Below are 26285 nucleotides of genomic sequence, written 5' to 3'. Positions count from 1 at the left end.
AGCGGATAGTCAAGAATGCGAAAGAAATTGATTTCTTTTTTTGGTAGCGCTCTCATGTGTCCGCGCGATGACTGAACGAAAACAACTCGAAAAACCGGACGATTTTCGAGATTCATCAAGAATTTCGAAAATCGTCCGGTTTTGTGTCAATCATATACACCTGATTCGTTCTAATTTTTAGACCGTCATTGAAGAAGGAACCGTGACGCTACCTTCAGCTGGTACGTCAACGACTTGATTATGGAGTTTCAACGAGAATGCTTCACCTACAGATTGCTCAATCGAGATTTCATTTTGTTTGACGTGAATATGGATATGATGACCGCGCCACTGCATCCGGAACGAATAACTCGTCCAGCCTTGCGGTAACATCGGATTGAAGGATAATACTCCTTCTTGAACACGGAGTCCGGCAAAACCATGCACGATCGACATCCATGATCCGACCATTGACGTGATGTGAAGACCATCTTCCGTATCATTGTTGTAGTTATCCAGATCGAGGCGTGCAGAACGTTGATACAATTCAACCGCCTTTTCTTCATATCCGACTTCAGCGGCAATGATGGAATAGATACAAGGTGAGAGCGACGATTCATGCACCGTACGTGGTTCATAGAAGTCGAAGTTCGCTTTCTTTTGCTCAATCGAGAAACGATCCGTCAAGAAGTAAAGGCCTTGCAAGACGTCTGCTTGTTTAATGAATACAGACCGGAGGACACGATCCCACGACCAGTTTTGATTGAGTGGCAAGTGTTTCGGATCAAGATCAGCAACCATGATTTGTTCTTTATCCATGAAGCCGTCTTGTTGCATGAAAACTGCCGGCTCCGTCTCATCTTTTGGATAATACATTTTTTGATCGATGTCGGCCCACTGCGCAAGCTCTTCATCCGTCAATGTTAATTGATGCATCAACTCGGCGAGACGGTCCGGCTCGTTGTCCGCTAAATGACGATGGACGGTTTGCGCGTATTCAAGGCACCATGCTGCCATCAAGTTCGTATACCAGTTATTGTTGACGTTATTTTCATATTCATTCGGTCCTGTCACACCGAGGATCATGTAGACGTCTTTTTGCGGGACATAGTTGACACGGCTCGCCCAGTACCGCGCAATTTCGACAAGGACTTCAAACCCGTATTGTCCGAGATATGACGTATCCCCTGTATAGTTCGTATAGTTATAAATCGCATGCGCAATCGCGCCGTTCCGGTGAATTTCTTCATGGGTGATTTCCCACTCGTTGTGACACTCTTCCCCGTTCATCGTGACCATCGGATAGAGTGCACCTTTCATACCGACGTTCTTGTCTGCATTCTCTTTTGCTTGCGGCAATTGATTATGACGGTATTTCAACAAGTTCCACGCGACGTCAGGTTTTGATGTCGCAAGGTAGAAGTTGAGACAATACGCTTCCGTATCCCAGTAGGTCGCGCCACCATATTTTTCGCCGGTGAATCCTTTTGGTCCGATGTTCAACCGGGAGTCTTCTCCTGTGTAGGTTTGGAACATGTGGAAGATGTTGAAGCGAATCCCTTGTTGCGCTTCGACGTCACCTTCGATTTTAACGTCTGCTTCTTCCCAGTGCTTCAACCAAGCGGCCTCATGCTGTGCGAGGACGGTATCGAATCCCAGTTCGAACGCTTCATTGACACGCTTCATTGCCTGCTCCAGTAAATGTTCGACTTCATAATCACGGTTTGTCACGAGCGCGACTACTTTCTCTACCGTCGCCGCTTCACCTGGTTCGACTTGTTTCGTAAAGCGGTTCGCCACGTATTGTGACGTCCCTTCAACGACTTCACAAAATGCGCCTTCAACATCTGTAATCATCGCCGCCGTTACGTGCCAATCGAGTTTTTTTGTTTTTGACGTGACATATCCGAAACGCTCTTCCGTCCCATGTTCGACCGGGAGCCAAAATTTTTCATCGTAGTTCGAGTCCTCGTTCTCGACATCCGCATCAAGATACGACTCGATGATGATTTCCGCTTCAAAGTTGATCGGTGTGACCGTATAACGGAGTGCTGCGATTTCTTTTGTCACGATTGAGAAGAATCGCGTCGATTCAATCTTCGTCTCTTCGACGCCATTCTTAAGTAACATCGTTCGTGTCAAAACACCATGTTGCATATCAAGTTCACGCTTAAAATCGACGACTTCCCACTCATTCAAATCGACATTCTTACCATTGATCGAAACACGGATACCCATGATATTGACTGCGTTCAATACTTTTGCGAAGTACTCGGGATAGCCATTTTTCCACCAGCCGACACGTGTTTTATCCGGATAATAGACACCTGCCACATACATTCCTTGGTGTGTATCGCCTGAGTAATCTTCCTCGAAATTACCACGCATCCCCATATGGCCATTCCCAATCGAAGTCATCGATTCGGCGAGACGGTTATCCTCAGGATGGAACCCCTGCTCTATAATTTTCCATTCATTCATATCAAATAATCGTTTCATCATCAGTCGCTCCTTTTATCATTGCCGATTTCGAACGTTTTCATCGTCATTTGTAAGCGTTTCAACGTTTCTGTACATTCTTTATTTTACACATAAAACAGCTTAATGCAATCGTTTGCACGAAAATAAATTTCTTTTTGTGAAACCGTTCCTAATAACTTACTTTCCACTTTAGTTTCTTTGTGTTTTTTTGTTCATAGCATAAAAAAAACTTCATCTCGAGCCCCGTTCCGGGCGAGATGAAGTCACTGGTTTTCATTCGTTTTTTGGACCCCCGCAAGACTGACGAACGACGAGGTAATGCGGGACGATGACACGTTTACCATACGGCGTCGCATCTTCATTGATTTGTTCAATCAAACAATTCGTCGCTTCAAATCCTAGACCAAAGATGTTGATTTCGACCGAGGTCAATGGCGGACTCGAAAACTCAGCGATGAACAGGTTATTGAAGCTGACGACCGCCATTTGGTCCGGGACACTAATCCCCATCTCATTCAACGTACTCATGACGCCGAGCGCCATCATATCATCACTGACGACGACGGCAGTCGGCGGATGATCGAGTGACATCAATCGTTTAACGGCGTCAGCCCCACCAGTCGTCATGAATGGTGCACTGACGATATAGTTATCCTCGACCGGAAGACCCTCTTCCATTAAAGCCGTTTTATACCCACCGACGCGTTCTTGCGTGACCGCTAAGTCTTGTGACCCGCCAACGAAGGCAATACATTCATGTCCGAGCTGATGCAAATACTTTGTCACTTCACGACCGGCAAGGTAATTATCCGTATCGACATACGTGACTTGCGATGAGTCACTGAACGGTTTCCCGACGACGACGAAGGGAAACTTCGATTCTTGAAGAAATTGTACGACTTTATCATCGGTTCTTGAATATAAAACGACAACTCCGTCGACGCGACGGCCCTGAACCATCGAGACGACGCCCTCATATACTTCTTCTTCCGACACGCCTGTCGTCATATAAAGCGAGTACCCGTTTTGATGCGCTTTCGTACTGATTCCACGGATGACTTCTGAAAAGAATGGGTTTTGAAGTGTTTTCGTCGCTGCGCTCGGCATGACGAGACCAATTGCTTGCGTCGTCCGGTTCGCTAAACTCCGAGCATGGACGTTCGGATAATAACCGAGATCTTCCATTGCTTGTCGAACACGTTCTTTTGTTTTTTGACTGATTCGCGGACTATTCGCGATGACACGTGAGACCGTCGATGGTGCGACGTTCGCTTCCCTAGCGACGTCTTTAATTGTGACTTGCATCCCCTTCACCTCATCATTTCCCTACAAATGTATTTTATTGTTTTTCGTTCGAACGATTGACGCGTCTGCGATGGACCAAGAGAAGAATCAACGCAAGGATTGGGGCAATGGATCCAATCGCAACAAGTGACCACCAGTTCACTTGAGAATCTTCTAAGATATATCCATTCGCACTACTGCCATCCAATGTAATTTCATAGGCATCTCCATCTTGTCGGACGAGATCGGAAAATAATAATCCTCGCAGACGTTGATCATCACCGATTTCAGAAGCTTTAATCCGCATCGTCGTTTTCTTCTCTCCTAGATTGATTGCGTAAATCGCCGTCTGATTTTTTGATTCTCGAGCGTATACGGCCATATGATCCGTCTTTCCTAACAAGCGTTGCTTCCCTGTCGCGAACGCTGGGTAGTCTTGACGCATCTGATTCAACGTTTTTACATACTCCTGCATCTTTTCATTTTTATCAAACTCCATCATCATTCGGTTCCCCGGATCTTCACCACCCGGCATGGCGACTTCCGTTCCTTGATAGACGACCGGCATACCTGGAGCAGCATATAGGGCGAATAACGCGAGGCGTAATTGGCGTTCTTCATCTGAAGTTCCACCGATTTTCGCTTCTGTAATGAATCGTTTCAAATCATGATTATCAATGAATGTCGCGAGCGACATCGCTTTCGGATTAAATGTGATATCTCGATTATAAACTGAATCGAGTTCTTCCGCTGAACCATTTTTGCGGGCAAATTGATCTTTTATCCCGTAATAGAAAGGAAAGTTTGTCACGGAATCAAATCCAAGCTCTGAATAGGTCGCAATCTTTCGCGGATCACCATCGAATACCTCTCCGAGTAAAAATAAGTCCGGATGTTTTTCTTTGACGGCCGGAATGAATTCCTTCCAAAATGCCGGCGGAACATGACGGACCGTATCGAGACGATACCCATCGATTCCTGTCTCATCGACCCAGTAATTCGCGACGTCAACCAAATAATCGACGACTTCTGGATTTTCAGTATTGAAATCTGGCAAATCAAATAACCAGTTGTTTTCGACTTCGACTTGATTGTTCCAATTCATAATCGGTTGTTCTTCATGGAACCAATCCGGCTTTTCTTCGACAAGCGGATGATTTGGTCCGAGATGATTGACAACTAAATCAAGAACAACTTTGATGTCACGCTCGTGTGCTTCGTCGACCAATGTTTTAAATTCTTCTTTTGTTCCGAAATGGGGATCGATTTTATAATAATCCTCCGTCCAGTAACCATGATAGCCATTCGGTCGATTCTTAAAGACCGGTGTCAACCAGATTGACGTGAATCCTTCATCTTTTATGTAATCAAGGCGTTTCGTCACCCCTGCCAAATCACCACCATGATAAGCTTTCGGATCGTCCTTGTTCACATCGATATCATTACTCGTTTTCCCGTTCTCAAACCGGTCGATCATAATAAAATACATTCGTTCCTTTTCCCAATTTGCTGCTTCACTCGTCTGCGGAAAAAGTCCGAAAGACAAGAGAAGCGGCAAGAAGAGAAGCATCACGCCTCGTCTCATGCCGCTAATTCCTCCTTTATTACCCTTTCGTTCCACCTGCCGTCAATCCAGATACGAAGTAGCGCTGGAAGGCGAAGAACAGAAGGACGATTGGGACTGCAGATAAAACGGCACCTGCCGCAAACAACGTGAAGTTGTTATCAAATTGCTCAGAAACCATGTTGTATAATCCGACCGCAAGCGTCTGTTTCTCCGGCGAACGGAGAACGAGTGACGCCAGGATGAAATCATTGAACGGTGCCATGAAATTGAACAAAGCGATGACAGCAACCATTGGTTTAGCAAGCGGAAGGATGATTTGCCAGAAAATCCGAAGATGACCTGCCCCATCCATTCGTGCCGCTTCATCTAGCTCTTTTGGTATTGTATCAAAATATCCTTTGGCGAGATACGTATTCATCGGAATCGCTCCACCAGAGTATAAAAGAATCAACGCAAGATGTGTATCGAACAAATCGAGCATGTTGAGCAACACATAAATCGCGATGATCGCGACGAATTGCGGAACCATCTGCAAGACGAGGAACAAAATCAACGAATTTTTTCGCCCGACGAACCGGTAACGTGAGAAGATATAGCCCGTTAACGTGATCAATGCGACCGAGACGACCATTGTAATGACAGCGATTTTGATGGTGTTCAAATACCACATGCCGTAATCCGTTTGTGTCGCATCAAACAGATCGAAGTAATGGATGAGTGTCGGATTACTCGGGAAGATGTCCGAAGTAATGCTTTTCCCCGGGTTGAGCGAAGTCCCGACAACCCAAAGTAGTGGATAGACAATAATAATCGAGGCGATCGTCAAAATGAGGTATGACAACGCCATATTGATTCGGTTTTGTTTTCTCATTAGATCATATCCTCATCTTTGAATGATTTTGAACGTTTAAACTGAATGACGGCAATCGTCATGATGAAGAACGACAGTACGAGTGTAATTGCTGCTGCGAAACCATACTGTGGATTTGAACCGAGCGATAGCTTATAGATCCAGGAGATTAAGATATCGGTTCCACCCGCAGATTGTCCCGGTACAGCCGGTCCACCATTGTTAAAGAGATAGATGATGTTGAAGTTATTGAAGTTAAACGTGTATTGCGTAATTAAGATTGGAGCTGTCGCGAATAAAATCATCGGTAACGTGATCAAACGGAATTTTTCACCTGAAGTCGCCCCGTCAATCGTCGCCGCTTCATATAGATCTTCCGGAATCGACTGTAAGATTCCTGTCGTGAGCGTCATGATATACGGGAATCCGAGCCACCACTGAATCCCGATCAGTGCGAGACGTGTGTACGTCGGGTCAGTCATCCACTCGACACCACCGCCTATTCCGATTGCCGGGAGCAACGTCGTGTTAAAGACGCCAAATGTTTCATTGAACATTGAACGGAAAATCAAAATCGTGATAAAAGCCGGTACCGCCCACGATAAAATCAAAATTGAACGGAAGAAGCGTTTCCCTTTAAGACCTTTTTGGTTCAAGAGAACAGCCAGACCAATTCCGATTGCGATGACGCCTGTCGTCGAAGCAACTGTCCAAACGAGCGTCCAACCTAACACACTGATGAACGTATCACGGAAAATATCGACCGTGAAAATGTTTAAGAAGTTTTGAATGCCAATCCAGTCGACGAGCTTGGCTGGTGGCGAGTTATTGAATTTATAGTTCGTAAAAGCAATCAAGAATGTAAAAATCAACGGTAAAACGACTGTGAAGACGAGTAGTACCAACGATGGAATCAGCATGGCATACGGGAACCCATTATCACGGAAATTCCGTAGCTGCATCTTCAATGAAGGTACTTCTACATTTAAATCACGCAGTTTACCGATTCGATACGCATCGATAAAGTTCCAGACGTAAATGGCGATACCAAACACAAGTAAAATCAACGCGATGATTCCCTCGACCATTAAGAAAATCGAGTGATCTCCCCTTACGCCTGCTACCTCACCGAGTGTAATCAGACCCCAGATCGCACCGCGATCCCCTGGTCCATTCCCGGCTCCTTTAAAAAACAAATCAAAATTGACTAAAAAATATGACAGGACGACGATAAAGAATATCGCGCCTTTTAAAAATTGTTTATTATACAGTTGCCCTAAACCTGGCACGATTGAAATCAACGAAGCAATTTTGCGGTGATTCGTTTGTAGTTCCGGTGTCGGGTCCGTTTGTTTCGGTGTCGTAATGGCAGCCATCGTCTGTTCTCCTTTCCAAAGGTCATGTCTGACCTCAGGCTTCTCTTCCAACCATAAAGATGAGGGGGAATCAATGATCCCCCTCTCTTTAATTCTTTTTTAGTGATTCAATTGGGAAACGACGACTTATTGATTGTTCGCTTCGATTTGTTGCTTGATTTGTTTGACAGCGTCATCTGCTGATTTTTGAGCATCTTGCTTGTCTGTTGCAACAAGTTGAAGTGCTGCTGCCATTGGTTCCCAAACTTGTCCCATCTCGGCGATGTTCGGCATTGGCACACCGTCTTTAGACTGAGCGAAGACTGCTGCTGCAACTTCGTTATCTTTAATCGATGCATCTTCTTGGAGTGAAGTGACCGGTGGAATCTCGTTGTATTTCTCAAACATCGCTTTCGCGTTTTCTTCACCTGTTAATGTAGCAAGGAATTTCTCAGCCCATTCCGGATTTTTAGAATATGCAGAAACCGCATACGTTTTAACTCCTACGAATGTTTTGATTGCTTCACCGTTCGGAAGCTTCGGAAGCGCCGATGCTCCTAAGTTGATGCCTTTTTCTTTATAGCTTGAGACTGCCCATGGTCCGTTCATGACAGCGACTGCTTTCTTGTCACCGAACAATTGATCCATTGCTTGACCGCCGCCACCGCCGATCAACCCTTTCGGGAAGAGACCTTCTTTGTACCATTTGCCGATGTAGTCCATTCCTTCGACAGCACCAGCATTGTTCAAGCCGATGTCTGCAGGATCAAGTTTTCCACCGTTATCTTTAAAGACATATCCACCGTACCCAGCAATCGGACCGTGTGCGAAGTAGAAGTTATCCCAAAGTGCGAGGAAACCATACTTGCCGTCTTTTTTCTGTTCCGTTGATACTTTATAGAGATCATCCATTGAAGCTGGTGCTTCTTTTAACTCATCCTTGTTGAAAAGGAGAATCGGTGTTTCAACAGCTTTTGGATAGCCGTACACTTTACCATCAAATGTGACAGCAGATTTTGCTGTATCGATGAATGGCTCAAGTGCTTTTTCACCATCTTTAAGTTCAGTGATCAATCCTTGGTCAACGACTGTCCCAATCTGGTCGTGTGGAAGAAGAATGATATCTGGTCCTTTATCAGCAGGTCCGTCAAGTGCAACTTTTTTCTGTTGATCTGTCATTTTGACTTCTTTAACTTCAACTTTTACGCCTTCTTTTTCTTCAAACGCTTTTGCCGCTGCTTTTGTTGTTTCGGCTTTTTCAGTATCTTCCCAAATAACGATTTTATCTGGTTTGCCACCATCGCCTGATGTATTCGATGAAGAGTCTGAATCTGTTCCGCCACCACATGCTGCGAGAGCACCGATTGCCATTACCGATACCGAAAGACCTGCTACAAGTTTTTTCATTTCCATGATTGAAAATTCCTCCCCAAGTTAACGTACGAATGATAAGTTCTAATGCACAACGTTTGCATAAAGGCACAACCATTTTCTCATGATAACAACTGAGTAGTTGTAAGCGTTTTATGAAAACGTTTGCATCACCTTTACATTTTTATTATACAATCTAAATCCCTTTTGACAAGTCCTTTTTATTAATTATTTTCCTACATTTTAAAAACATTCTAAAAAAGTATTTAATCGAATAAACTTCCCTAAAATTTTTATTACCCAAAAAAGAAAACGTTTACATTTAATTTAATTGCGCACTTTAATGCAATCGATTGCATTAAATCATAAAATTATCTTTTGGAATTCTCGTTTTCACCAATTCTAATTGACTTTAAGAAAGCGCTTTACTATTCTTAGTTCGAGGACCATTACATTAGAGTGCAATCGATTGCACTAGAGGAGTGACCATTATGCTCAAAGAAGCCGTATTCCATCGCGCCATGTCTCCGTTCGTCTATAAGTACGACGAAAACACGATTCATATCCGTCTCCAAACTAAGAAAAATGATGTTGAGCATGTCGAACTGATTTGGGGAGACCCGTATGATTGGCATACTGAAAATCCCGATGATGCGGACTGGAACTTCGATCCATCGAAAACAAATCATTGGAACACATTCGAAACATCAATGAAAAGAAGTGGTTCAGACGAATTATATGATTACTGGTTTATTGATGTCATCCCCCCATTCCGTCGTCTTCGCTATGGTTTCCGGTTACACGATGGGCAAACAACACAAGTTTTCACAGAACGTGGGTGGTTCAATGAAAAACCACTTGATGATACCGGTTACTACTTCTGTGTACCTTACTTAAATAAAATCGATGTCTTCACATCACCCGCTTGGGTCAAAGATACGGTCTGGTACCAAATTTTCCCTGATCGTTTTGCGAATGGTGATCCATCGAACGACCCTACCGGTACATTGCCTTGGAATAGTACAGAACCGACGACAACGAATCTGTTCGGTGGGGATTTCCAAGGGGTGATTGATCACATCGACTACTTGGTTGAGCTTGGTATTACGGGCATTTATTTCTGTCCTATCTTTAAAGCGAAATCAAATCATAAATACGATACAATCGACTATCTCGAAATCGACCCACAGTTCGGAACAAAAGAAAAATTTAAACAAATGGTCGACCTTCTACATGAAAATGGCATTCGTATCATGCTCGACGCCGTTTTCAATCATGCCGGATTCCATCACGAAGCCTTCGCTGATATCCGTGAACACGGTAGCAACTCGTCTTACCGTGATTGGTTCCACCTCCGCGACTTCCCACTCGTCACAGAACCGATGCCGAACTATGATACGTTCGCCTTTGTGCCTGAGATGCCGAAATTCAATACAGAAAATGCTGAAGTAAAAGCATACCTTCTTCACGTCGCCCGCTACTGGGTCGAGGAATTCGGAATCGACGGTTGGCGATTAGATGTCGCGAATGAAGTCGACCACGCTTTTTGGCGTGATTTCCGTCGGGTCGTCAAAGAAGCAAATCCTGAAACGTATATACTTGGAGAAATTTGGCATGATTCGCAAGAGTGGTTACTCGGTGATCAATTTGATGCCGTCATGAACTATCCGTTTACGAACGCAGCGTTAAACTTCTTTGCCCTTGATAAAACGAAGGCGACGGCGTATGCCAATGAAATGTCACACGTTCTCTTCTCGAATACGATGAACGTCAACGAAGTGACATTTAACTTAATCGGCTCACATGATACACCGCGCGCCTTGACGCGTGCCGGCCATGACAAAAATAAGATGCGTCTCCTCTTACTATCGATGTTGACGTTTTCCGGTAGTCCCGTCATCTATTATGGCGATGAAATCGGACTCGATGGGGATCAAGATCCGGGTTGCCGTAAATGTATGCCATGGGACAAAGAAGAACAGGACTTAAACCTTTTGATGTATACAAAACATTTACTTCAACTGCGGCAACAGCATAAGACTCTTGCGAATAACGGACACATTTCATTCGTTCATGCGGATGACGAGACGAATTCGATCGTCATGCGTCGAACGAGCGAAGATGGAACTTACTACATCTACTTCAACAACTCGAATCAGCAAGTAACACTTCCCGCACCAGCGGCAGGACAAGGCATGGATTTGTTCTCGAATTCACCACTTCCTTCTTTAGAAGTAACACTTCCACCTTATGCAGGAACAATCGTCCAAGTCCTTTAATCAATACGGTATCTGTCTCGTTTCGAGATGGATGCCGTATTTTGACGTGTCGACAAAGTAATATTGGACACGTCCTTTTCGTTACTTTTCTCGGACAAAGCGCAAGCTGTTGCTTCTTAATCCCATTCTTACCTGTTTCTAGCTATGCGGGGACAAGTACTGTCACGGGCAAGTACAGGAAGGAAGAAACAAAATCAGCGAGTTTTCCCTCCTACTTCATTTTCTGTCCCTTGAAACTCATCTAATAGTTATTTTGATGCTTTTCTAGGGTAAAGGAAAACATAAAAGGAGGACGTGCTCGCTATGGAATTATTTTTTTATGCCGGTCTTATTCTCATCGGCTTATTTGCAATCAGTTATTTGAGTGAACGTTTCCACCTTCCGAGTATCCTCGCTTTCATTTTAATCGGGATTGCCATCGGGCTTTATTACGATGCACCTGAAGAATTGAAGTTAGGCGGTGAAGCGGGAATCATCGTTCTATTTTTTTTGCTGGGACTTAAATTTTCAATTGCTGACTTGCTCAGTCAACTACGCCACGTGTGGAAAGCCGGATTAATTGATGTTGCGTTATCTTTTGGTGGAACATTCCTCCTGACGCTTGCGTTTGGCTTTTCCATTCCTGAAGCCTTTTTAATCGGCTGCGTTTTATATGCGACGAGTTCTTCGATTTCTGCCCGTTTGCTCGATCGTGAGCCAGACAAACACAAGGACGTTAATCGCTTTGTCTTATCGTTACTTATTTTTGAAGATTTGATTGCCCCGCTTCTCTTGACGACGGCACCGTTTATACTTGGTACAGAACCTTTTACATTTGCCAAAGTAGGGTCCATTTTCGCGGGTTTTCTCTTTCTGTTCAGTGCTTTAATCTTACTAACCGTCTTTATTCGCAGAAAAGAACGGATCATTGGTTCCTTGTACCGGCATCCTGACGCCGGAATTGGAATCATCGGCTTGATTTTAACTTTTTCAGGTGTCGGTATCATGTTCGGTTTATCAGAAGTACTCGGTGCTTTCATCGTCGGGATTTTGTTGACTGAACTAAAGGAAACACGCTACTTGAAGCGGCTCGTCACACCTTTTCAAGATTTACTGCTCCCTCTCTTTTTCATTGCATTCGGGATGTCGTTTGAATTGACGGAAGGACTGCCTTTAGACTGGTTCTTTTTGGCACTCGTCATCTGGGGGCTGTTATCTAAATTTTTGGTCGGATTCTTCGGTGGTCGTTCATTCGGGCTGTCAAACTACCATGCCATCGAATCCGGTTTTTGCTTAGGACCACGCGGAGAATTTTCAATTCTTTTTATTACACTCGCTAGCGGCGCCTTCATCACGCTGACGGGGTTATATATTTTCGTCTCCGCTTTTCTAGGAATTTTACTATTTCGTCTCTCGAGTAGGTTAACCGATCAAACACATGCTACGGCCCAAAAAATCAAACAAAAAATGCGCTAAAACAAGCAGGACCATTTCCGATTACAACGGAAGTGGTCCTGCTTGTTTCACTGATATTAAAATAAGTCGTTTTAACGTCCGGTAAAAACAGGCGGTTTTTTTTCAAGAAATGCTTGAACCGCACGTTGATGGTCTTCCGTTTTACCGGCACGTGATTGGTAGATAATTTCCTGTGCCAACATATCATCGAGCGTCGACTCGAAACTTGCTGATTGAAGTTGTTTAATATACGCAATTACTTTTGTCGGTCGCGCTGCGAGCTGCTGAGCAAAATCCATTACTTCCTCTTTAAACCGGTCAGTTGCGACCGCTTTTGTCACGAGTTGAAACTCGACTGCTTGCTTCCCTGTTATCGTATCACCAAGCAGCGCTAATTCGAGTGCTTTCGCCGAACCGATTAAACGCGGTAAGAAGTATGGTGCTCCAGCATCCGGGACGAGACCGATGTTAATGAAGCCGAGTGACAATTTTGCATCTTCCTGAACAATCCGGAAGTCACATGCGAGTGTCAACGACAGTCCTGCTCCTGCTGCCACACCATTGATTGCTGCGATGATCGGCTTTTTCGATCCGGCTAATGCACGGACAACGGGATGATAATAGCTTTTCAAATAATCGCCATGGTCCATTCCTGGTGAGACCGTCTTTAAATCTTGACCGGCACAAAAGCCGCGTCCTTTTCCAGTCAATACGATGACGCGGACTGCTTCATCTTGATTGGCTTCCTCGATTGAATCTGCTAATTCATTTAAAAGTGTTGATGTTAAGGCATTTAATCGTTCCGGACGAGCTAACGTCACCGTTGCTACGCTCGATGCTACCGTGTACTCTACTTCAGAATTCATCACATTCCCCTACCTTTCAAAAGTGAACAACGATTCATTATGATGTATTCGTGATGTTTTATGAAAATCCTTTTAAATCCCCGTTTTTTTTATGAAAGCTTTGTTTTTCACTTTCATTATGAAAATTGAAGGCGTATAGTTTCCAAAAGATACAGTAAGACAAAATGTTTTAAGGACTTAAAAGGGGAATTTAATTTTATGAAAACTGTAAAACAACCAACATTATTCCAAATCACTTGGCCATTATTCATCGAAATCGCGTTGCATATGAGTTTAGGGATCATCGCGACATTAATCTTAAGTTACTACTCTGACAGTGCAGCAGCCGCTGTCGGTGTCTCGAACCAGGTTTTGAACATCTTTATTATTTTATTTAATATCACATCTGTCGGAGCGACAATCATCATCGGTCAGTACCTAGGTGCAAAACGTGTCCAAGATGCACGTCAAACCGCCCGCTCTGCCTTCTCGATTAATCTTTACATCGGATTAATCATATCTGTACTCGTCGCCCTAACCGGGAAACAATTATTAGGTTTCTTCTCATTAGAAGGACAAACATTAGTTTACGGCGAAACATTCATAAAGATTGTTGGCTTATTCCTATTTTTAGAAGCCATTTCGTTAACACTCGGAGCAATCCTCCGGAGTCATGGTTTCACAAAAAATGCAATGTACGTCACTCTTTTGATGAACTTCGTCAGTGCCTTCGGTAACGTCATCGCCGTACTCGGTCTGTTCGGTATTCCGGTACTCGGCGTCGCAGGTGTCGCGTGGTCGATCGTCATCGCACGTGCTTTCGCCGTCACACTGTTATTCTTTGTCGTTTACCGTAAATTATCACTACGTTTTCGTTTGAAAGATTTAATTCAAATCAACCGTCAAGACATCAAGAGCATCATGAACATCGGAATTCCATCAGCGGGAGAAGGAATTTCTTATCAGTTTTCACAGCTCATCATCACTGGTTTCATCGCAACAATTGGTGAAGCTGCCTTGTCTGCACGCGTTTACGTCTCAAACATCACAATGCTCTGCTTCTTGTTCAGTCTCGCAATTGCCCAAGGAACACAATTGTTAGTCGCCCGCCAAGTTGGAGCACAACAATTTGAACAGGCACATGCACGTGGCATCAAGACATTAAAAATCGCTGTCTTCGCAAGTTTCGTATCAGCCGTCGCAATCGCAGCGTTCGGGACATCCATCATGTCACTCTTTACATCGAGCCCTGAAATCATTGCCATCGGTATTCCGTTGCTCTGGGCAAGTGTCATCCTCGAACCAGGACGCGCGCTGAATATCGTCTTGATGGGAACGTTGAAATCAGCAGGAGACGTCCGCTTCCCGGTCACAATCGGTGTCCTATCGATGTGGGGAATCGCTGTCGTTGTCAGTTATGTACTCGGACTTCAGTTCGGTCTCGGACTTCTCGGTATCTGGATTGCATTCTCAGCCGACGAATGGTTCCGTGGTATCTTCGCACTGAAACGCTGGAACGGTCGTAAGTGGGTTCAATATTCCCTCACTAAAGGAGAATCTCATGAGCAAAACGAACGCAGAAAGGCTACTGAAGCAGTCTAACGTTTCCTTTGAATCCATTTCTTATCCGGTCGACTTGAGCGATTTGTCCGCTCAAGCCGTCTCTGAAAAAATTAAATTCCCGCTTTCATCGGTTTTTAAAACATTAGTTTTAGAGGACGATCAAAAAAACTACTTGTTCTCTGTCATCTCTGGCGAAGAAGAGGTTAACTTGAAGGCGGTCGCTCGGGCATCTGGTGCGAAGAAAGTGGCATTGGTCCCAATGAAGGCATTAGAAAGTCTGACAGGATACGTCCGTGGCGGTGTTTCTCCGATCGGAGCTAAAAAAGCTTTTCCCGTCTTCCTGTCCGACCGTGCCATCGGTCAACCGTTCATCATCATCTCAGCCGGTAAACGGGGACAGCAAATCAAATTGTCTCCGGATGATTTATTGGAATTTACTAGTGGGATTCTCTATCGAAACCGCTGATACGAACAGCTAGATATGATATGATGAGTAGTATCGAAGAAGTGGCAGGAGGAATCATTTTGTGGAAAGAACGTGTTCGTAACTCAATCCCGAATCTCTTTACATTCGGGAATTTATATTGTGGTTTTCTCGCAATCGTCATGGCGGCGCGGGGAGATTTTCAAAATGCCACACTGTTGATTGTCATCGCCATGATGTTGGATAGTTTAGATGGTCGGATTGCACGGATGCTCGGTGTCGCTGGCGATTTTGGGAAAGAACTTGATTCGCTCGCCGATGTCGTCACGTTCGGTGTCGCCCCCGCAATGATGGCATATTACACTTATTTTTACGACTTTGGTGAAATCGGCTTACTCGTTGCTGCTTTGTTCCCTTTATTCGGAGCATTTCGCTTGGCACGATTCAACCTTTCAGCAACAAATGTCGCGTCCACCTACTTCTCAGGTGTACCGATTACGGCAGCAGGTGGGATTTTAGCTGTCGTCACGCTGTTTAGTGGACGAATGAATGATTTAATGGTTCCGCTCGCCTTTACGGGACTTGCCTTCTTGATGGTCAGTCGCGTCAAGATTCCGAGTTTCAAAGATATTCCAGTGCCGCGCCATACATTCGTCATCACGTTCACGTTACTCTATGTCACGTATGTCATGATTGCCCGGAGTAACGAATGGTCGACGTTTTGGTTTATTGCCGTCCCCCTTTATATTGCCTTTTTACTCTTTTCATTCGTCAAACGAAAAAAACAAAAGCAACATTAAACGCTTTACTGCTGAACAGACCGTCTTTTGACGGTCTGTTTTTTTAATCTGCCCCTCCATGCTCGCTCGAGTCAGATGGATATGGGTATACTAGTGACATCATGCTAATGAATGGAGGTTTACATACGTCATGGCCATATTTCAGCGCCGCCTTTGGTTATTCTTTACAGTTTGGTTCGTCATCGGGCTCATTTTAGTCGGATTTTCATTATTACCCCCTTGGCTCGAATGGGCCAATGCCGTTTTTTTGTTCGCTTCTGGTCTGTATGCCGCTTGTTACTTATGGGATGTCTTACCGAAAGGACGCTTCATTATTCCTTTTATTTTCTTTGGGTCTATTTTAATCGAATCAATTGGTGTCCACACCGGATGGCCATTCGGGACCTATCGGTATGAATCGGACTTCGGTGTTCAGTTACTCGGTGTTCCAATCACGATCGGTGCAGCTTGGTTGTCCGTTATGGGGGCAAGTCTTGCATTCTCGAAGCGTTTTCCGTTTCGTTACAACACCCTGATCCTCGTCCCCTTGTTTGCTGTTTGGCTCGACTTGGCCATTGATCCGGTCTCAGCGAACGTCAAATCGTATTGGCTTTGGCAAGATGGGGGTCTGTACTATGATATCCCAACACAAAACTTTATCGGTTGGTACGGAACAGCACTTGTCTTCGCTCTTTTGATGGCACGATTTGAACAAAAGCCAACGTTCGCCGAGCTCGAACGAAACAACCAGTACTTATTTTTGATGCTTCATGGTTTATTTGGACTGACTGCTGGTGTCGCAGGCCTTTATGGTGTGACGATAATCAGTAGCCTAGCATTGCTTGTTTACTGGCTGACGAAAGGAGGAGCACTACATGCAAAAGGCGCAAAAAAACAAATTAGCTGAACAAGCCTTTCATCTGTACTTGAAAGAGCGGCTCATCCGCAAACAGTTCCATCGAATATTGTATCGCCCTGATGATTTACCGGTACCTGGTTTGATGCTTGCAACACATGGTTCGTGGTGGGACGGGATGATCTTATTTCATCTCGATCAATCCGTACTCCATCAAAACCCGTACGTCATGATTGATGAACATGGCTTAAAGCGCTTCCCTTTCTTTTCACGACTCGGTGCCTTTTCCATCAACCGGGACTCCTTAAAGGATGTAAAGATGAGCCTCAACTACGCAAAGGAACGTTTGCAGGAAGGCAGTAGTGTTTGGATGTTCCCGCAAGGCGAAGAACGCCATCAAGAAGAACGACCGCTTCAACTCGCGAGCGGCGCGACTTATCTTGCTAAAGCAGCCCGGTCTGTCTCCATTTTTTCATTTTATTATTCGTTCAGTCATGAACAACAACCGGATGTCTACATCCGAACACGCCAAATCGAAATACCACCTGGTCGTACTTCAAACCAGACTGAATTTCTAACAGCAGCAATGACTCGCTTATATGATGATGTCCGGCTTGATGCGATGTCAGAAAATGTCGAGGCTTATCAAGTGTTGACGCAGCGAACAGACCCGCTTCCTGTTAAAACGGAGCGTTGGCTAAAGGCGGTTCGACGATGAGCATGATTTTATTCATATTCTCGCTCCTTGTTTGCCTCTATACGTTCATTAACTTGATGTTTCTCCCTAAACTCGCTGCACCCGTTCCACCACCGAGTCTCGCAATTTGTATCCCCTTGCGGAACGAGGAACGAAATGTCGTGAAGTTGCTTGATTCACTCAAACGCGCACTCGGACCGAATATGCATGTCTATCTTTATGAAGATCGCTCAACGGATGAGACACGTAACCTACTGTTGCAACAGACACATCAGGATGACCGCTTTACAATCATTGACGGAATCGACCTCCCCTCAGATTGGGCGGGAAAGGTTCATGCTTGCCATCAACTATCACTTGTCGCAAAGGAAGACTATCTGTTATTTCTTGACGCAGACATTACATTGATGCCGGATACGATTCCTCGACTATATGCGACGATGCGACAGGAAAAAGCTAGCTTTTTATCTGGTTTTCCGTCATTTCCTGTACCAACGTTTTTAGGCAAGTGTTTGATTCCGATGCAACATGTCTTAATTTCGCAACATCTCCCGCTTGCTTTTCGCAAGGTAAAGCACCCTGCTTTTGCCGCTGCGAACGGGATGGTCGTAATCGTTGAACGTGCATCTTATTTACACGTCGGGGGACATCAAGCGATTCAAACGGCACTCGTCGATGATTTAGAGCTCTGTCGGACGTTTAAGCAACACGGTCATACGACGACACTCGTTCATGTCGCCCCTTATGTCAGTTGTGACATGTATGCTACGAACGGTGAAGTATGGCAGGGATTTCTCAAAAATGTCTTTCGGGGAATGAACGACTCCTACTTCGTCGGCAGTTACTTCCTGTTGTTCTATCTCGTACAGTTTTCTTTACTACCAGCTGCCCTCCTCTTTCCGTCTTGGGAGACGATTGGTGGACTTGCTCTCTTGTTGCTCGCACGATACAGGATTGATCGGATGGCGCGGATTCGCCATGTTTGGTTGTTGCACCCGTTCGCAACCGGTCTTTATGTCCTCTTACTTGCAACGGCGATGATTCGAAGAGCTCGGAAACGGGAAATCACTTGGAAAGGTCGGGCCTATTCTTAAGGAGGAATTGTTCATTATGAAACATGTCGCTATCATCGGAGCCGGTTTAGGTGGTTTAAGTGCCGCTATTTCACTCGCTTCAAAAGGATTTAAAGTTACTGTCGTTGAACGAAATGATCATATTGGTGGAAAATTGATGCCGCTGATCACGGAAGGACACCGGTTTGATTTCGGTCCAAATACCATCACGATGCCCGAAGTCTTTCAATCTGTCATCCGGGAGTCGGGAGCAGATCCCGATGATTACTTCCAGTTCGAAAAATTAGCACGCCATACCGCCAATCACTTTCCTGACGGGCGGACCTTAACTTTTACGCATGGCCGAGAAGCAATGCGGACGGAAATCGATCGTTTTACGAACGGACAATTAGCAAAAAATGATATCACAGGCTATCAAGAAGAGGCCGCCGAATTATTCCGAATCGCTAAACAGCAATTTTTTATCAATATCGATTCATATTTCAATTTCTCTTTACTACGAGATATGGTCAAAGTTCACCCGTTCAAAACGATCCATTCGCTGCACAAGAGCTATTTCAAGGATCCTCAACTGATTCAGGCACTCGATCGTTACGCGACGTATATTGGTAGTAGTCCGTATCAGGCGCCCGCGACATTTGCTTTAATCGCTCATCTCGAACTGAATGACGGCGTCTACTTTACTCGTGGCGGAAATACGGCAATCGCAGAAGGGTTCGCACGCCGGGCGCAAGAGATGGGCGTCGTTTTCCGCTTAGGCGAGGAAGTCACACAAATCGAAGTTACGGATGGACTTGCGACAGAAATCGAACTGAACCATGTCGATTACTTACCTGTCGACTTCGTCGTGATGAATGGTGATCTATTGACACAATACCCGCGTCTCGTTTCGGAAACGATTCGACCCGATTTTAAAAACCCGACACCCAGTCAAATGGAACCTTCGATTTCGGCCTATGTTCGTTGTATCGGGCTCACGCGACGAATTGAAGGGCTTGCCCATCATAACGTCTTCTTCTCATCGGATTATGAAGCAGAATTTCGTGCCCTTTTTGAAGAACACCGTTACGCGGAAGAACCGACCATCTACATTTCGAATTCTTCCGTTACGGCACCTGAGATGGGCGAAGCTGGGGACAACCTCTTTATACTTGTCAACGCACCCGCGACGAATGAAGGCAACGTCATCGACTTCGACACGTATGATCACTTGATTAATCAACGGCTGAAACAGTTCGGAATCGATATCGAATCGGACGTCGTCTTCGAACAACGCATCACACCGACCGATATCGAACAAAAATTTTCTGCGTATCATGGGTCTCTTTATGGACTCTCTTCGAATGGTACACGCAATGCGTTCATGCGCCCAAGCAACCGTTCAAAAAATGTTCACAATTTGTTTTTCGCGGGAGGATCGACCCATCCTGGTGGCGGTAGTCCAATGGTGACGCTTTCAGGAAAACTGGCAAGTGAACGAATCGTGTCAAGTGCTGCCCAATCCCTGTGAACGTTATGTGAATTGCAAATCGATTACTTGTACGGACAACTAAGATTTGATACGATTACTTCGAGTTCAAGAGGTAGTGATTGACCCCACATCCTCAATCAAGCGCAAGGTGACTTCCCCGAGTCAAGAGCGTTTAGGAACTTAACACACTTGCAGCGGTTATTTGATTCATCGTTTAAGACCCACTTAAACGAAGTAGTTCTACGTTTGAACTGTCAGCATGATTTACGACGTTCCCCCTTAGATCGTCTCATCCTGATTAGTTCACAGGCAGCTCGTTGAAATACAGTTCATCCCCGTGAATTGTTGACCTGCCTTGTTAGCAACTGCTCAACTGTTTCAAAAATCGCTCAGAAACGTCTTAGACTCCCCGGTCTAGACGAAACATAAAAAAAAGACCTTGGTCCCCGCCAAGGTCTTTTTTTTATGGACTTTTAAATCGTTGCGAGTAACTTCATCTTTTGCCAGCGGCTTACGTACGCCCGCTTCGTAAAAACATCATATTGGTTATCGCGTGCCGCATCCAAAATACCACGATAAAGCAATGCTGCCACTTTTAAGGCCCGTCGACTTTCTTTTGGATAACGCTCGAACGAAGGACTTGCTGCATCATAGAGATGCTCTGCGCGTAGAGCTAATGCCTCCCAAAGACCTACGAAGTCCCCAGACGGCGTTCCTGCGAGCAAAGAATGTGGCGTGACGTCGTATTCATCCATCCATTCTTTCGGCAAATAGATTCGGCCACGCTTTGCATCTTCACCGACGTCCCGTAAAATATTCGTTAATTGCATCGCGATGCCTAACTCAATCGCAGATTGACGGAGTTCCGGTTGACCCGGTGCTAAAATCGGCAGCAGCATCAAGCCGACCGTACTTGCAACATAATAACTGTATTGTTCTGTTTCTTCGAGTGACTGATATCGATTTTTTTCGATGTCCCAACGCATACCTTCCGCCAGCTCAAGGAAAGGCGTCTCATCCATTTCATACCGTTCAAAGACATCCGTCAATGCAATCCAAAGTGGCTTTTTTATAGGGTATCCTGAACGGAACAAACGAAATTCTTCTAAAAAGGCTTCCAAACTTTCTTTAGGTGTGTCGGATTCATCAACGGCATCATCTAAAAAACGACAGAATGTATAAATGGCATAAACGGCTAATCGATCTTGTTTTGGTAATAACGAAAATGCTTTATAAAAGGTTTTTGATCCGTTCTGAATCGTTTCTTCACACGTTGCGTATGCCTGCGTCACTGTATTCATTTTTCCACCTCATCTCTTGTTCCATACGATTGACAAGTAATGTCGCTCCCATCATGACGATCGGAACGCCTCCACATGGATGGACGGATGCACCTACTGCATATAATCGTTCAATATCAGGATAAGGACGCGCCTGCGTTTTCAAGGCTGCTGATTGGCGAATCGTCGGTGCGATACCAAAGCTTCCGCCTTCATACAATCCAAACTCTTTTGCGTCTTGCGGTGTTCGGATTTGCATCTCTTCGATTTGATTACGGAATCCTGGATGATGATTCTCAATTTTCGTTAAGATGGTTTCAATAAAACCGTGTTGCTCGAACTTCTCCCGATTAAAATTCCGCGGAGAAGGAACTAACGCATAGACGACACTATCCTCACGATCCGTTAGCGAATCGTCAACCTTGCTCGGATTAAACAAATAAACAGCCGGATGTTCTGGTAGTTCATCTTGATGGAAAATCGAGTTCATCAACGGTTCTAGGTCATTCGGCATCAAAAAACGATGAACCGGCAGATTGACTTTTCCTCGCATTTTAAAATACAAGAGTAACGTTCCGCCAGAAGGCGTATAGGCTTTCGGTTTTTTCCCTTCGACAAGGTATTCCATCAATGGAAACTCACCGTTTAAAACAACGTTATCATAATGATATTCTGCATCACCCACTACGATACCTGTCGCTTGCCCGTCCTGAATCGTGACACGTTCGACGGACTGATTGAATTCAAAACGAACACCGCGTTCAACCAATACTTCATACATGCGTTCAGCTAAAGAGAAATAGCCGCCCTTAACGTACCAGACACCTTCTGCTTGTTCACGATATGGAATCAAACCGTAAATCGAGGGAGTTGTGTAAGGATTCCCACCAATGTAAAACGTCGGAAAACTGTAGGCCATTCGCAAGTATTTATTTTTAAAATATCGCTTCAAATGATCATGCGCTGTCTCAAGTGCATGCATCTTTACTAATGGTTTCAACATGCCTGGCTGTAACAATTCAGTTTTACGGAAATAACTCCGCTCTAAAAATTTCGAGACGCTGATGTCATAATCCTTTGATTTTTGATGCATAAATTCAGAAAAGCCACGGCCTTCTCCAAACTGTCGCTCAATCGCAACTGCCTGATCGACGACATCACCTAATTTCGTCACGACCGTCCCATCATCAAAATGTAAATCGTACAGGGGATCGATTCGTAACAATTCGACTCCATCGAGTCCCGCTTCCGCTAGCTGTTCCTGTAATTTTCCAGGCATCAAGACAATCGTCGGCCCTTGATCAATCCGACCGCCTGACTCAAAGTCGACAGAAGCGAGTCGACCACCGACCCGCCCTTCCTTTTCGTAGATTGTAATATCAATCTCTGGATAGCGTTTCGTCAATAAGAGCGCCGCATGCAGTGTCCCGACGCCCGCGCCTACAAATCCAATCTTCATTTCGTCACACCTACTTCACCAGTCAACAAATCGGCAGTGATACGAGCGGACTCAAAAATCGTCGGAAGGCCACTACCTGGGTGTGTCCCGCCTCCAACTAGATAGACATGATCTAATTCTTCAAACCGATTGTGTGGTCTAAAATACATCATCTGCGTCAATTGATGTCCTAAGTTGAACGTCGCTCCTTGATGGACCCCCATCGCTTCCCAATCGTCAGGCGTGAACATTTCTTCGACTTCAATTGCCCCTTCCACACCTTTATAAGGAGAACGTTCTTCTAGTGCATCGAGGACTTTCCGGCGTAACTTCGGTCCTTCAACTGCCCAATCAAGATCTGAATAATTATTCGGGACTGGGACGAGCACATATAGAGATGACTTGCCTTCAGGAGCAAGCGTCGTGTCAATGATTGAAGGATTTTGAACATAAAACGAAAAGTCTTCTGATAATTCAAGAGTCTGCGTCATCTCACGGACATTTTTTTCGTAGTCTTCCGCAAAATAAATCGTATGATGCGGAGCGTCAAACCGTTTATCGACACCTAAATACAACATGAATGTCGAACATGAGAATTTTTTACGATCGATTTTCGGACGGGACCATTTTTTGAGAACACCTTCCGGTACGAGATGATTCATCGCATGAGCGAAATCCGCACCTACGACTACATCGTCATATAACACATGTTCTCCCGATTCTAGAATAACACCGGTTGCTTCTTTTCCATCTAAAATCAATTGATCGACTCCAGCATTCAGATGAACTTTCCCGCCTAAGTCCTCAATTGCTTGTTTCATCGCTTCCGGGATGCGGTTCATTCCGCCAATCGGATGATGAACGCCGTAAGCATGTTCCATGTAAGATAGAATTGAAAAGCCGCCTGGACATTCCCAAGCTGACATACCAAGGTATTTTGCTTGGAACGTAAACGAATACTTTAATTCTTCACTTGTAAAGTAGTCCGACAATACATCATATAACGAGCGTCCTAACGATAGCCGAGGTAACGCCGTCAACACACGTGGTGATAAATAATCCGTCAATCGATCATGCTTCGTTTGGAGGATAGGCATCAACTTCCCTAGTTTTAATGCTTGTTCCGCCATAAAGCGATCATACCCTTCTCCATTACCCGGGAACTGGTCTTCAATTGCTTGCTTCATCCGGTCTCGGTCCGTCGTCATCGTGAACTGATCCTTTCCTCCATTGAAATAGAGTGTATACATCGGATCCAATGCCTTTAGTTCCAAATAATCGTGTAAATTCAATCCGATGCTCGTAAATAGATTTTCTAAAATATGGGGCATATTTAAGAAGGTCGGTCCTCGATCAAATTGATAATCACCAACTTGCACACGTGACGTCCGTCCACCTACGACTGCTTGTTTCTCGTACACAGTCACATCTACCCCTCGCCCTGCTAATAACATGGCGCAGGCGAGTCCTCCGGGTCCTGCTCCAATAACGGCTACACGCTGCTTCACACGAATCTCTCCTTTTTCTCTCTGGTCGTTTTAACTATTATACTAATCACATACTATGCCCACAAATCTAAAGTGCCTTCAAACTGTAAAAACGCCAAGCTTCCGATTAGGAAGTGGCGTTTGCAGTGACGATATACCAAGCTCCTTCTTTCAAAAATGGTGTGATCGATACATTTTCAAAACCGGCTGCATGTAATTGTTCAGTCAATTCTTTTTTTCCAGGAAGCGGATATAAATTTTCGTGTAACGTCATGAAGGCGTTAAAGGCAGCTGAGAACGGCGCCCCGTATTCACTATCCCGAAGTGGTGTGACAAGAATAACTGTTCCATCGTCCTTGACGAAGCGACGGACACCTTCGAGGAGACGGAGTCGCTCTTCCTTCGGAAAATAGTAAAGAATGTTGTTCATCATGACACCATCGTATGTTTCCGTTACTTCAAAGGTTTTAATATCTCCGACAACAAAATCAATTTCTCCTGTCGTATCGCGTCGCTTCGCTTCAGCGATGACAGACTCTTCGATATCAATTCCAGCCAAACGGAGTTCCGGTAAGGCTTCATGGATTTTTCGTAAGTATCCTCCGTACGCACATCCGATATCAAGTAAGGACGTGACGTTTTCATTTCGAATGATATGACGTACTGCCGGAAAAGCAACCGTTTCGACAAGTGCGGACGTCTCAGCAACAATGTCTCCGTGTTCCTCTCCATTAAAGGTCTTCTGTTGACCATCTTCTAAAAATTGCGGATAGGAAAATAAAGCCGGCAAATGAAGTTCCATCAGTTCTGATAACATGAAGCCGATACTGCGGTCATCTGATTTCGAGAGTTCTGGAAGGACATGCCGTGTTGCCGTGTACCGTAAATCTTTCTTTTTGAGGTGTCCGACTGCCAGACCAACCTCGAACCAACGCGATAATGCCTCTGTTGTGAGCGGTTGCTTCAGTCGTATTTGGGCTTCTGCTTGTGTTGCGCCAGCACCTAAGACATCGAACAACCCATATTTATAGCCAATATATCCATGCCATAATGGTAAAACCGGTTCCGCCCGTTTCATCCATTTTCTCGCCCGAAAAACCTTTGTCCATTCTTTCAACTGTGCCACAAGCGTTCCCCTCTCTACCACGTAATACATCCCTTTTCCCAAATAACAACAACTTGTAAACAAAAAAAACGCATTAAACTTTTGCTTCAGACTGTATACAAAGTGCTATCGGGAGATAAAAGCATTTTTTTCGTTGTTTTCCTCGATCGAGGCGGGAAAACGCAAAATAAAAAGAGTCGACCATCGCTGTGCCGGAACACAATGATGGTCGACTCTCAACCGGACAGTGAATTAGAAGAACTCCATACCGAATGGTAACGAGTATCCTAAGAAAATCGTCACGAGTATGAGCACCGCAAATCCGAGCAAGAACCCAGAATACGATTTTCCTTTTTTCAGTCGAACTAATGTCAATTCACCCAAGATGAGTGACAATAAACCACCGGTGATTTTTGCATGGTATAAACCGTCCGGATTTTCAGACATCCCCATGATTTGGATATACAGATACAATCCTGTCGCAAACGTTAACACCAATAAGAGGCGAAAGGCCATATGGATTCCTTTAGCTGCAGGCTTCCCCTTCTTATACATTGAAAAGGCGACAAAGAACGCAACGAGTAGTAACACCCATAGTAAAACATGGGTATGAACAAAAGCAGTGATTGGCATGATGATTTCCCCCTTTTTCTAGTTCCTATTTCAT

General features: G+C 44.7%; 21 protein-coding genes. 9 read left to right on the top strand and 12 right to left on the bottom strand.

Annotated features, from left to right (window positions below):
- Positions 1-177 precede the first annotated feature (177 nt).
- The 6 genes from KNP96_RS07440 to KNP96_RS07415 all read right to left on the bottom strand — a co-directional run bounded on the left by KNP96_RS07440 (position 178) and on the right by KNP96_RS07415 (position 8923).
- Positions 178-2478, bottom strand: coding sequence for a glycoside hydrolase family 65 protein (locus KNP96_RS07440; RefSeq protein ID WP_088836506.1), 2301 nt, complete (start codon positions 2476-2478; stop codon positions 178-180).
- Between the two features lie 255 nt (positions 2479-2733).
- Entirely contained in the window at positions 2734-3765 is a 1032-nt protein-coding gene (locus KNP96_RS07435; protein ID WP_088836505.1) for a LacI family DNA-binding transcriptional regulator, read from the bottom strand.
- 34 nt (positions 3766-3799) lie between these two features.
- Positions 3800-5329 (bottom strand): alpha-amylase family glycosyl hydrolase, encoded by a 1530-nt coding sequence (locus KNP96_RS07430; protein ID WP_088836504.1) that lies wholly within the window; start codon positions 5327-5329, stop codon positions 3800-3802.
- A 19-nt stretch (positions 5330-5348) separates the two neighbouring features.
- Positions 5349-6182 (bottom strand): sugar ABC transporter permease, encoded by an 834-nt coding sequence (locus KNP96_RS07425; RefSeq protein ID WP_029332873.1) that lies wholly within the window; start codon positions 6180-6182, stop codon positions 5349-5351.
- Entirely contained in the window at positions 6182-7537 is a 1356-nt protein-coding gene (locus tag KNP96_RS07420) for a carbohydrate ABC transporter permease (protein ID WP_088836503.1), read from the bottom strand. Before KNP96_RS07420 ends, KNP96_RS07425 begins: the two co-directional genes overlap by 1 nt.
- Positions 7538-7663: 126 nt before the next feature.
- Positions 7664-8923 (bottom strand): extracellular solute-binding protein, encoded by a 1260-nt coding sequence (locus KNP96_RS07415; RefSeq protein WP_204251432.1) that lies wholly within the window; start codon positions 8921-8923, stop codon positions 7664-7666.
- A 455-nt stretch (positions 8924-9378) separates the two neighbouring features.
- On the opposite strand from KNP96_RS07415, the gene KNP96_RS07410 reads away from it, so the two are divergent.
- On the top strand, positions 9379-11166 hold the full coding sequence (locus KNP96_RS07410; RefSeq protein WP_088836501.1) for a glycoside hydrolase family 13 protein: 1788 nt from the start codon (positions 9379-9381) through the stop codon (positions 11164-11166).
- A 303-nt stretch (positions 11167-11469) separates the two neighbouring features.
- Entirely contained in the window at positions 11470-12621 is a 1152-nt protein-coding gene (locus KNP96_RS07405; RefSeq protein WP_088836500.1) for a cation:proton antiporter, read from the top strand.
- A gap of 71 nt (positions 12622-12692) precedes the next feature.
- Here the strand turns inward: KNP96_RS07405 and KNP96_RS07400 are convergent, their stop codons facing one another.
- A complete protein-coding gene (locus KNP96_RS07400; RefSeq protein WP_088836499.1) occupies positions 12693-13466 on the bottom strand; it encodes an enoyl-CoA hydratase/isomerase family protein in 774 nt (257 codons plus the stop codon).
- Between the two features lie 198 nt (positions 13467-13664).
- On the opposite strand from KNP96_RS07400, the gene KNP96_RS07395 reads away from it, so the two are divergent.
- The 7 genes from KNP96_RS07395 to KNP96_RS07365 all read left to right on the top strand — a co-directional run bounded on the left by KNP96_RS07395 (position 13665) and on the right by KNP96_RS07365 (position 20347).
- Complete coding sequence (locus KNP96_RS07395) at positions 13665-15047, top strand: MATE family efflux transporter (RefSeq protein WP_088836498.1); 1383 nt, start codon at positions 13665-13667, stop codon at positions 15045-15047.
- Positions 15007-15474 (top strand): Cys-tRNA(Pro) deacylase, encoded by a 468-nt coding sequence (gene ybaK, locus KNP96_RS07390; RefSeq protein ID WP_088836497.1) that lies wholly within the window; start codon positions 15007-15009, stop codon positions 15472-15474. The genes KNP96_RS07395 and ybaK overlap by 41 nt, the downstream gene beginning before the upstream one ends.
- A gap of 20 nt (positions 15475-15494) precedes the next feature.
- Entirely contained in the window at positions 15495-16232 is a 738-nt protein-coding gene (gene pssA / locus KNP96_RS07385) for a CDP-diacylglycerol--serine O-phosphatidyltransferase (RefSeq protein ID WP_200872399.1), read from the top strand.
- Between the two features lie 130 nt (positions 16233-16362).
- Entirely contained in the window at positions 16363-17118 is a 756-nt protein-coding gene (locus KNP96_RS07380; protein WP_159172698.1) for a carotenoid biosynthesis protein, read from the top strand.
- Positions 17087-17785, top strand: coding sequence for a lysophospholipid acyltransferase family protein (locus KNP96_RS07375; RefSeq protein WP_088836495.1), 699 nt, complete (start codon positions 17087-17089; stop codon positions 17783-17785). The genes KNP96_RS07380 and KNP96_RS07375 overlap by 32 nt, the downstream gene beginning before the upstream one ends.
- Positions 17782-18858 (top strand): glycosyltransferase family 2 protein, encoded by a 1077-nt coding sequence (locus tag KNP96_RS07370; protein ID WP_088836494.1) that lies wholly within the window; start codon positions 17782-17784, stop codon positions 18856-18858. The genes KNP96_RS07375 and KNP96_RS07370 overlap by 4 nt, the downstream gene beginning before the upstream one ends.
- 16 nt (positions 18859-18874) lie before the next feature.
- Complete coding sequence (locus KNP96_RS07365; protein WP_088836493.1) at positions 18875-20347, top strand: phytoene desaturase family protein; 1473 nt, start codon at positions 18875-18877, stop codon at positions 20345-20347.
- Between the two features lie 434 nt (positions 20348-20781).
- Here the strand turns inward: KNP96_RS07365 and KNP96_RS07360 are convergent, their stop codons facing one another.
- The 5 genes from KNP96_RS07360 to KNP96_RS07340 all read right to left on the bottom strand — a co-directional run bounded on the left by KNP96_RS07360 (position 20782) and on the right by KNP96_RS07340 (position 26251).
- Complete coding sequence (locus KNP96_RS07360) at positions 20782-21609, bottom strand: phytoene/squalene synthase family protein (RefSeq protein WP_088836492.1); 828 nt, start codon at positions 21607-21609, stop codon at positions 20782-20784.
- Complete coding sequence (locus KNP96_RS07355) at positions 21575-23047, bottom strand: phytoene desaturase family protein (protein ID WP_088836491.1); 1473 nt, start codon at positions 23045-23047, stop codon at positions 21575-21577. Before KNP96_RS07355 ends, KNP96_RS07360 begins: the two co-directional genes overlap by 35 nt.
- Positions 23044-24534 (bottom strand): phytoene desaturase family protein, encoded by a 1491-nt coding sequence (locus tag KNP96_RS07350; protein ID WP_088836490.1) that lies wholly within the window; start codon positions 24532-24534, stop codon positions 23044-23046. Before KNP96_RS07350 ends, KNP96_RS07355 begins: the two co-directional genes overlap by 4 nt.
- Before the next feature lie 106 nt (positions 24535-24640).
- On the bottom strand, positions 24641-25639 hold the full coding sequence (locus KNP96_RS07345) for a class I SAM-dependent methyltransferase (protein WP_088836489.1): 999 nt from the start codon (positions 25637-25639) through the stop codon (positions 24641-24643).
- A gap of 231 nt (positions 25640-25870) precedes the next feature.
- A complete protein-coding gene (locus KNP96_RS07340; protein ID WP_088836487.1) occupies positions 25871-26251 on the bottom strand; it encodes a DUF1516 family protein in 381 nt (126 codons plus the stop codon).
- Between the last annotated feature and the right edge of the window lie 34 nt (positions 26252-26285).

The organism is Exiguobacterium sp. s133, assembly GCF_018618595.1.
Classification (GTDB): domain Bacteria; phylum Bacillota; class Bacilli; order Exiguobacteriales; family Exiguobacteriaceae; genus Exiguobacterium_A; species Exiguobacterium_A oxidotolerans.
Note: the sequence above shows the minus strand (reverse complement) of the source record. Positions and strands in the feature narration are given on the sequence as shown.

Excerpts from the sequence above, each read along its gene's own strand:
- KNP96_RS07430 (WP_088836504.1), bottom strand. The coding sequence starts at position 5,329 with ATGAGACGAGGCGTGATGCTTCTCTTCTTGCCGCTTCTCTTGTCTTTC.
- KNP96_RS07405 (WP_088836500.1), top strand. The coding sequence starts at position 11,470 with ATGGAATTATTTTTTTATGCCGGTCTTATTCTCATCGGCTTATTTGCA.
- KNP96_RS07440 (WP_088836506.1), bottom strand. The coding sequence starts at position 2,478 with ATGAAACGATTATTTGATATGAATGAATGGAAAATTATAGAGCAGGGG.
- KNP96_RS07365 (WP_088836493.1), top strand. The coding sequence starts at position 18,875 with ATGAAACATGTCGCTATCATCGGAGCCGGTTTAGGTGGTTTAAGTGCC.
- KNP96_RS07360 (WP_088836492.1), bottom strand. The coding sequence starts at position 21,609 with ATGAATACAGTGACGCAGGCATACGCAACGTGTGAAGAAACGATTCAG.
- ybaK (WP_088836497.1), top strand. The coding sequence starts at position 15,007 with ATGAGCAAAACGAACGCAGAAAGGCTACTGAAGCAGTCTAACGTTTCC.
- KNP96_RS07435 (WP_088836505.1), bottom strand. The coding sequence starts at position 3,765 with ATGCAAGTCACAATTAAAGACGTCGCTAGGGAAGCGAACGTCGCACCA.
- KNP96_RS07355 (WP_088836491.1), bottom strand. The coding sequence starts at position 23,047 with ATGAAGATTGGATTTGTAGGCGCGGGCGTCGGGACACTGCATGCGGCG.
- KNP96_RS07410 (WP_088836501.1), top strand. The coding sequence starts at position 9,379 with ATGCTCAAAGAAGCCGTATTCCATCGCGCCATGTCTCCGTTCGTCTAT.
- KNP96_RS07420 (WP_088836503.1), bottom strand. The coding sequence starts at position 7,537 with ATGGCTGCCATTACGACACCGAAACAAACGGACCCGACACCGGAACTA.
- KNP96_RS07380 (WP_159172698.1), top strand. The coding sequence starts at position 16,363 with ATGGCCATATTTCAGCGCCGCCTTTGGTTATTCTTTACAGTTTGGTTC.
- KNP96_RS07425 (WP_029332873.1), bottom strand. The coding sequence starts at position 6,182 with ATGAGAAAACAAAACCGAATCAATATGGCGTTGTCATACCTCATTTTG.
- KNP96_RS07340 (WP_088836487.1), bottom strand. The coding sequence starts at position 26,251 with ATGCCAATCACTGCTTTTGTTCATACCCATGTTTTACTATGGGTGTTA.
- pssA (WP_200872399.1), top strand. The coding sequence starts at position 15,495 with ATGATGAGTAGTATCGAAGAAGTGGCAGGAGGAATCATTTTGTGGAAA.
- KNP96_RS07370 (WP_088836494.1), top strand. The coding sequence starts at position 17,782 with ATGAGCATGATTTTATTCATATTCTCGCTCCTTGTTTGCCTCTATACG.
- KNP96_RS07395 (WP_088836498.1), top strand. The coding sequence starts at position 13,665 with ATGAAAACTGTAAAACAACCAACATTATTCCAAATCACTTGGCCATTA.
- KNP96_RS07415 (WP_204251432.1), bottom strand. The coding sequence starts at position 8,923 with ATGAAAAAACTTGTAGCAGGTCTTTCGGTATCGGTAATGGCAATCGGT.
- KNP96_RS07375 (WP_088836495.1), top strand. The coding sequence starts at position 17,087 with ATGCAAAAGGCGCAAAAAAACAAATTAGCTGAACAAGCCTTTCATCTG.
- KNP96_RS07400 (WP_088836499.1), bottom strand. The coding sequence starts at position 13,466 with ATGAATTCTGAAGTAGAGTACACGGTAGCATCGAGCGTAGCAACGGTG.